Genomic DNA, 6,671 nt, shown 5'->3' on the forward strand with positions numbered 1-6,671 from the left:
GAACAAGGCGCGGGACGACGGTCGGCAGTTCTGGTCCGCGCAGCCTCGGCAACGAAAGATCATCTTTGCCGCGGCGGCGTGGTCGGGCGCCGTCGGCGTCGTGTCCTTTCGCTGACGCTGCGGTGTCCAGTTCTGACCGTCCCAATAGCGCTGTGCGTTCGAGTTCTCCGGGTCGTCGTACCAGCCGGGCTGGGGTGTGCTCATCTTCGTGTCTTTCTGCGGACGAGATTCTGGATTGGAAGACCAATGCTCCCGCTACCGGCTTGAAGGATTCTTGGCGCGGGGCGCTGCAGCGGCGATCGAGACTGCTCTCATGAGGACATTCCCGGCCTCCCTGGAAAACGGCGGGTGCCGCCACGCGAAGTGTCGCAATTTTGTGGTGTGGATCATATGGGTTTCGCAATTTCGCTTGACATTGATTTTTCGCCCGCTGTCGAGCCCGACCCGGGTGACGTGGGTGTGCCACCATGACTGCCATGGTGAACGCTGATCGCGCCCGGTCCCGGACCTTCGTCGTGACGGGCGCGGCGTCGGGCATCGGCCTGGCCACCGCGAAGCGCCTGCTGGACGAGGGCGGCACCGTCGTCGGCGCCGACGTGGCCTCCCCGCCCGACCTCGGCCCCGAGTTCCATTTCGTGACGGCCGACGTCACCGACGAGGCCGCCATCGCCGGAGTGCTGGCCGCGGTGCCCGACCGCCTCGACGGCCTCTTCCACGCGGCCGGCGTCGCCGGCGGCGGCCCGGTCCACCTGCTCGACCGCAAGGAATGGGACCGGGTGATCGGGATCAACCTCACCGGCACGTTCCTGGTGGCCAAGGCGGCGCTGGCCAGGATGATCGAGCAACCCCGCGTCGACGGCGAGCGCGGCTCGATCGTCACCGTCGCCAGCATCGAGGGCCTGGAGGGCACGGCGGGCGGCAGCTCGTACAACGCGGCCAAGGGCGGCGTGGTCCTGTTGACCAAGAACATCGCGCTGGACTACGGACCCAGCGGCATCCGCGCCAACGCCATCTGCCCCGGCTTCATCGAAACCCCCATGGCCCAAGGTGTTTTCGGCCTGCCGGGGATGGAGGGGCCGCTGGCCTCCATCACCGAGGAGCACGCCCTGCAACGGTTGGGTCGCCCGGAGGAGGTCGCGGCGATGGCGGCCTTCCTGCTGTCCCCGGACGCCTCGTTCGTCAGCGGGCAGGCCATCGCCGTCGACGGGGGCTACACCGCCGGCCGCGATCACGGTGTCGTCAAACTGTTCGGCTTTCCCGAGTAGCGCGCGTAGTGCTGGCTTCCCATGTGGTGGTGATCGCCGCGGCGGGGTTCGCCGCGGGCGCCATCAACGCGCTCGTCGGGTCGGGCACCCTGATCACCTTCCCGACGCTGGTCGCCCTGGGCTATCCGCCGGTCACGTCCACCATGTCCAACGCCGTCGGTCTGGTGGCGGGCAGCGTGTCGGGCACCTGGGGCTACCGCGCCGAGCTGGCCGGCCAAGGGAACCGGTTGCGGTGGCAGATCCCGGCGTCGCTGGCCGGCGCGGTGCTGGGAGCATTCCTGCTGCTGCATCTGCCCGCGACGGTGTTCGCCGGGGTGGTGCCGGTGTTGTTGGTGCTGGCGTTGGTGCTGGTGGTGCTCGGGCCGCGGCTGCAGGCCTGGGCGTCGAAGCGCGCGGAGCTGGCGGGACGATCCGCCGAACACGTCACGCCGGCGCGGATGGTGGCGCTCGTGCTGGGAACCTTCGCCGTCGGGGTCTACGGCGGTTATTTCACCGCCGCGCAAGGCATTCTGCTGGTCGGGGTGATGGGTGCGTTGCTGCCCGAGTCGGTGCAGCGCATGAACGCGGCCAAGAACCTGCTCGCACTATTGGTGAATATCGTTGCGGCCGTGAGCTATTCGCTGGTGGCGTTCGACCGGATCAGCTGGCCGGTCGCGGGGCTCATCGCGGCGGGTTCGCTGGCCGGGGGCGTGGTCGGGGCGCGGTACGGGCGCCGCCTCTCCCCGGCCGCGCTGCGCACCACGATCGTCGCGGTCGGGTTGATCGGCCTGTACCGGCTGATCACTCTGGCGTGACGGTGACCTCGGCGATGACGTCCATCACGTCCCCGCGTTTCCGCCACGCCCGCAGCTGGCGCATCGCGCCGTTGCCCTGCGCGGCCACCCCGTCGAGATCGGCTGTGACATGGTCGTATTCGCCGAGCGCGTCGAGCGCGGGGCGCACCCGCTGCACGAGCGTGCCCAGCAGCTCGCGCGCCGGAACCGCTCCGCGACCACCGACCAGATCGAGCGAGCGGCCCGCCAGCCCGTCATGAGCGGCCTTCCAGTACGCCGCCCGCAGCCCGCCGGGCGGCAGCCGTGCCGGCCGATCGTCGCGCGCGTCGAGCGCAGTCATCACCGCGGCCCTGACCAGCGTCGCCAGCAGGACGGTTTCCGCGACCGTCGCGGGCACGTCGGCCACCCGCACCTCGACCGTCGGGAAGTCCGCCGACGGGCGCACGTCCCAATAGATCATGTCCGGATCGAGGATCACCCCGGTATCGACCAGCGTGCGCACCGCACCGTCGTAGTCGTCGAGCGAGTCGAAGAAGGGGGGCGGCCCGGCGGCCGGCCAGCGTCGCCACAAAACACTGCGCCAGCTGGCGTGGCCACTGTCGGCGTTGCGGTAGATCGGCGAATTCGCCGACAGCGCAAGTAAAGACGGCAGCCACGGCCGCAGCCAGTTGCTGACGTGAACGGCGGCAGCGCGGTCGGGCACCTGCACGTGGACATGACATCCGCAGATGCCCTGTTCGTGGGCGATCATCCCGAACTGCGCGCCGATCCGCCGGTACCGCGGGGTGTCAGTGACGGGAAACTCGTGCGGCGTCGCGGGCGGCAGGCCCGAGGCAAGCAGCCGAACCCCCGCGGCCTCGGCGGCCTCGGCCGCGGTGTGGCGCAGCGCGGCGAGTTCCCCGGCGAGTTCCGCGCCGGTTTCCGCCACGCCGGAGGTGGTTTCGACCTGGCAGCTGCTCAGTTCCAGGTCCAGCGCGACACCGCGGCGCTTCGCCTCCTCCGCCACCGCGGCGTTGCGGGGGGCCGGCTCGCCGGTGTGGGCGTCGACGAGGAGGAACTCCTCCTCCACGCCGACGGTCGGAGGCCCGCTCAGCTCACCGGGCGGCCGAGGCGAGCGCTGCGTCCGCCGTCGGATAAATCGGCAGAACGCCGCTCAGCCCGCAGGCGTCGACGACGCGGGTGACGATCGGGTCGCAGCTCACCAGGCGCAACTCGATACCGCGCTCGCGACACCGGTTCGACTCGTCGGCCAGCGCCGCGAACGCGCAGCAGCCCATGAAGTCGAGCCCCGTGACGTCGACGACGAAGGGCCCGGGCGGGGTGACGACGCCGGCCGCCTCGCTGACGAGCTGACGCCAGGTGTGCTCGTTGCAGGCGTCGACCTCGCCGCCGGCATTGATCAGCACCGCGGCGCCGCTGCGGTCGGTGGTCGCGCGCAGCGTGCTGTTTGGATCGCCCAGCTCGTACACCAGCCGCGTGCTGAGCATGAAATGTGGGCTGGACATTGGTTCCGCAACAATAACTGGGCTCATGGGGGACTCCCTAATCCGGCGCCCCGCGCCGGGGTGGATGCCCGTCCTGCTGTCTGAAGACGAAATTCTTCGCGGACTGCGAATATCATTTGTATAACGAGACAGGGCGGTCTGTCTACACGCTGGGCGGTAAGAGTACGGTAAGCCGGGGTATGACAAGCGTCGATGTCTCGAAATCCGTATCGGCCCGCGATCGCATCCTGAGCGCGGCCTATGAACTTTTCGTCCGGCGTGGGATCCGCGCGGTCGGCACCGACGAGGTGATCGAGCGGGCCGGTGTCGCCAAGGCGACGCTATATCGGCATTTCCCCACCAAGAACGACCTCGTGCTGGCCGTGCTGCACCGTCGCGAACAACTCTGGACCATCGGATTGGTCGAAACGCAGTCGCAGCTGCGCGGTGCCAGCCCCGAGGAACAATTGCTGGCGATCTTCGACGTCTTCCACGACTGGTTCCAAAATCGCGACGGCTTCGAGGGCTGCTCGTTCATCAACGTCCTGCTCGAGCTCGGCACGGATCATCCCGCGGGCCAGGCCAGCGTCACCTATCTGGACAACATTCGCAATATCGTGCGCCGGCGCGCCGAAGCGGCGGGGCTCTCGGACGTCGATGACTTCGCCCGGTCCTGGCACATCTTGATGAAGGGCTCGATCATCTCAGCGGCGGAAGGCGACCTGGACGCGGCGCTGCGCGCCCAGCGGATGGCCCGCGCCCTCATCGAGCAGCATCGACCGTAATGCGCTGAGCCACCGCGGATTTCACGCGGCGTCGGGCGCGGCGGTGCCGGTTTTGCGGTAGTGCTCGGCCTCGAGTTCGGCGATCGCGCGCGACGTGCGTTCCCGCAACAAGACGGCGGCGGTGAGGCCACACACGACCGCGACGACCAACCCGATCCAGGAGAACCGTTCCAACCAGCGCTCGGCGGCCATTCCGGCGAAATAGACCAAGGCGGTGGTGCCGCCGGCCCAGCAGATGGCGCCCGATACGTTCGCCGCGAGGAAGCGCGGGTAGTGCATCTTCAGCGCGCCGGCCAGCGGCCCGGCGAAAATCCGCAGCAACGCGATGAAGCGGCCGAGAAAGACCGCCCGAACTCCCCAGCGGTTGAACAACTTTTCGGCCAGGGCGACGTGTCCGGGACCGAAGTGTTTGGGGAACCGCCGGCCGAGCCGGTCGAACAGCGGCAGGCCGAACCGGCGCCCGATCGCGTAGCCGATCGAGTCGCCGACCACGGCGCCGATCACCGCCGCGATGCCGACGCCGACCGGGCTGACGGCCAGGTCGTGGTGCGACGACATCAGCGCCGCGCTGACCAACACGATCTCCCCGGGAAGCGGAATGCCCAGGCTTTCCATCCCGACCACGCCGCAGACCACGAGGTAAACCGTGACCGGCGGGATCGACTGCAGCAGGGCATTGACGTCCATGGGTCAAGGATGCATGACCGGCGGCCGAACCGCGCCGCAATGGCCAGCTTGGGGGAGCGGCGGGCCCTGAGGCGGCAGAGGCGGCACCCTGTGCGTCCTCCTCGGCGCACGCCTCGGCTCTGCGCGGCGGGGTGGCGACGGTCGGTTCCACCGTGGCTACGGTGAGGTATGCAAAAGAAGCGCGTGCCGGCGGAGCAGGCCGCCGATGCGCTCGCGCCGCAGTATCCGATCGAGTCGGTGGACAACGCGCTGAAGCTGCTGCTGTTGTTGGGGGAGCGGCCCGAGATCCGGTTGAGCGAGGCGACCCGGTACCTGGGCGTCGCGCCGTCGACCGCGCACCGGCTGCTGGCGATGCTGGCCTACCGCGGGTTCGTCCGCCAGGACCCGGCGTCCAAGGCGTACCTGCCCGGTCCGTCGCTGACCGGCGTGGCGTTCGCGATCTTCGGCCGCATCGACATCCAGCGCTCCGCCACCCCGGTCATGCGCAGCCTCGGCGAACACCTGCGCGAGACGATCCACATCGGCATGCTCGACGGCGCCAACGTCCGTTTCGTCGCCGCGGTCGAGGGGCCTGCCGCGGTGCGGGTGGCGTCGCGGCTGGGCCGCACGATGCCCGCGCATTGCACCTCCACGGGCAAGGTCCTGTTGGCTCAGCTCTCGGAAGCCGAACTGCGCCAACTGATTCGGTCCGAGGAGCTGGAGCGCATCACGGCCCGTTCGATTGGCAGCCGCACGGAGCTGGAGGCCGAACTGACGCGCATCCGCGAGCGGGGCTACGCGATCAATCGCGAGGAGAGCGAGGAGGGCGTCGCCTCGGTCGCGGTGCCGATCCCGACGCGCGCTCCAGGACTGCGGCTTGCGCTCAACGCCGCCGCGCCGCAGAACCGCCTCGACGGCTCGCGGTACCCATCGGTGGCCGCCGCGCTCGTCAAGGCGGCCAAGGAGATTGGCGATCAGCTGGGGTAACGGTGTCGCCGCTGGAGGACGTTCGAGGGTGACGGTGCGCGAACCGGGGTGATCGGCGGGTGGTTGAGATACGTCCAGCGGCGCGCGCCGGATATGGAGCCGTGATTTCACGGCGAAATCGACATTTGGCGACATAACCGGCGCGGTGAGAATACCGTTTTCAATCGGCGATGGTTCGCTCCCAGCCGGGTACGAGTCGATTCGTCCTGCATTGGGAGGCGTCATGTCGTTTCTTTTCGCGATGCCGGAAATGGTCTCGGCGGCGGCCAGCGATTTGGCGGGCATCGGCTCGGGGCTCAGCGCGGCCAACACGGCCGCGGCGGCCACGACGACGGTGTTGGTGCCGGCGGCCGCCGACGAGGTGTCGGCGGCCATCGCCGCGGTCTTCGGCGGCCACGCCCAGGCCTTCCAGGCGGTCAGCGCGCAGGCGGCGGCGTTTCAGGAGCAGTTCGTGCAGGCCCTCGGCGGCGGCGCTGGGGCCTACGCGGCCGCCGAGGCGACCAACGCACAGCAGGCGCTGATGGGAGCGGTGAACGCCCCCGCGCAGGCGTTGGTGGGACGCCCGCTGATCGGCGACGGTGCCAATGGGGCCCCGGGCAGCGGCGCGAACGGCGGGGCCGGCGGGCTGCTGTGGGGTAACGGCGGCAACGGCGGCTCGGGAACGGCCGGCCAGGCGGGCGGCAAGGGCGGCAGCGCGGGGCTGTTCGGCAA

Annotated in this window: 9 protein-coding genes; 5 read left to right on the top strand and 4 right to left on the bottom strand. The window is 69.6% G+C overall.

What is annotated here, in order from left to right:
* Window positions 1-204: DUF2510 domain-containing protein (locus BST11_RS27420; RefSeq protein ID WP_142276593.1), on the bottom strand; the 204-nt coding region annotated here is incomplete at its 3' end.
* Window positions 205-467: 263 nt separating this feature from the next.
* Here BST11_RS27420 and BST11_RS26305 point away from each other — a divergent pair.
* Together BST11_RS26305 and BST11_RS26310 are read left to right on the top strand one after the other, a co-directional pair.
* Window positions 468-1,265, top strand: coding sequence for an SDR family NAD(P)-dependent oxidoreductase (locus BST11_RS26305; protein WP_211284796.1), 798 nt, complete (start codon window positions 468-470; stop codon window positions 1,263-1,265).
* Between the two features lie 8 nt (window positions 1,266-1,273).
* Window positions 1,274-2,059: a sulfite exporter TauE/SafE family protein gene (locus BST11_RS26310; protein ID WP_142276594.1), complete on the top strand. Its 786-nt coding sequence runs from the start codon at window positions 1,274-1,276 to the stop codon at window positions 2,057-2,059.
* On the opposite strand, the gene BST11_RS26315 is transcribed toward BST11_RS26310, so the two are convergent.
* Both BST11_RS26315 and BST11_RS26320 read right to left on the bottom strand, forming a co-directional pair.
* Window positions 2,046-3,131 carry a glutamate--cysteine ligase 2 gene (locus tag BST11_RS26315; protein ID WP_083141108.1) on the bottom strand — a complete coding sequence of 362 codons (1,086 nt, stop codon included), beginning with the start codon at window positions 3,129-3,131 and terminating at the stop codon, window positions 2,046-2,048. The genes BST11_RS26310 and BST11_RS26315 overlap by 14 nt on opposite strands.
* Window position 3,132: 1 nt before the next feature.
* Window positions 3,133-3,525 (bottom strand): anti-sigma factor antagonist, encoded by a 393-nt coding sequence (locus BST11_RS26320; protein ID WP_067321870.1) that lies wholly within the window; start codon window positions 3,523-3,525, stop codon window positions 3,133-3,135.
* 197 nt (window positions 3,526-3,722) lie between these two features.
* Between BST11_RS26320 and BST11_RS26325 the strand changes: the two genes are divergently transcribed.
* Complete coding sequence (locus BST11_RS26325; protein ID WP_083141109.1) at window positions 3,723-4,307, top strand: TetR/AcrR family transcriptional regulator; 585 nt, start codon at window positions 3,723-3,725, stop codon at window positions 4,305-4,307.
* Between the two features lie 21 nt (window positions 4,308-4,328).
* Here the strand turns inward: BST11_RS26325 and BST11_RS26330 are convergent, their stop codons facing one another.
* A complete protein-coding gene (locus tag BST11_RS26330) occupies window positions 4,329-4,994 on the bottom strand; it encodes a DedA family protein (protein ID WP_083141110.1) in 666 nt (221 codons plus the stop codon).
* 168 nt (window positions 4,995-5,162) lie between these two features.
* Between BST11_RS26330 and BST11_RS26335 the strand changes: the two genes are divergently transcribed.
* Both BST11_RS26335 and BST11_RS26340 read left to right on the top strand, forming a co-directional pair.
* The gene (locus BST11_RS26335; RefSeq protein WP_083141111.1) at window positions 5,163-5,960 is read left to right on the top strand and encodes an IclR family transcriptional regulator; all 798 of its coding nucleotides are present in this window, start codon (window positions 5,163-5,165) and stop codon (window positions 5,958-5,960) included.
* A 223-nt stretch (window positions 5,961-6,183) separates the two neighbouring features.
* A partial coding sequence (locus BST11_RS26340) for a PE family protein (protein ID WP_142276595.1) occupies window positions 6,184-6,671 on the top strand: 488 nt, incomplete at its 3' end.

It is taken from the genome of Mycobacterium alsense, from assembly GCF_002086635.1.
Classification (GTDB): domain Bacteria; phylum Actinomycetota; class Actinomycetes; order Mycobacteriales; family Mycobacteriaceae; genus Mycobacterium; species Mycobacterium alsense.

What these genes read in the sequence shown, in the direction of transcription:
- BST11_RS26320 (WP_067321870.1), bottom strand. Translation starts at nt 3,525, where the DNA reads ATGCTCAGCACGCGGCTGGTGTACGAGCTGGGCGATCCAAACAGCACG.
- BST11_RS26325 (WP_083141109.1), top strand. Translation starts at nt 3,723, where the DNA reads ATGACAAGCGTCGATGTCTCGAAATCCGTATCGGCCCGCGATCGCATC.
- BST11_RS26305 (WP_211284796.1), top strand. Translation starts at nt 468, where the DNA reads ATGACTGCCATGGTGAACGCTGATCGCGCCCGGTCCCGGACCTTCGTC.
- BST11_RS26330 (WP_083141110.1), bottom strand. Translation starts at nt 4,994, where the DNA reads ATGGACGTCAATGCCCTGCTGCAGTCGATCCCGCCGGTCACGGTTTAC.
- BST11_RS26335 (WP_083141111.1), top strand. Translation starts at nt 5,163, where the DNA reads ATGCAAAAGAAGCGCGTGCCGGCGGAGCAGGCCGCCGATGCGCTCGCG.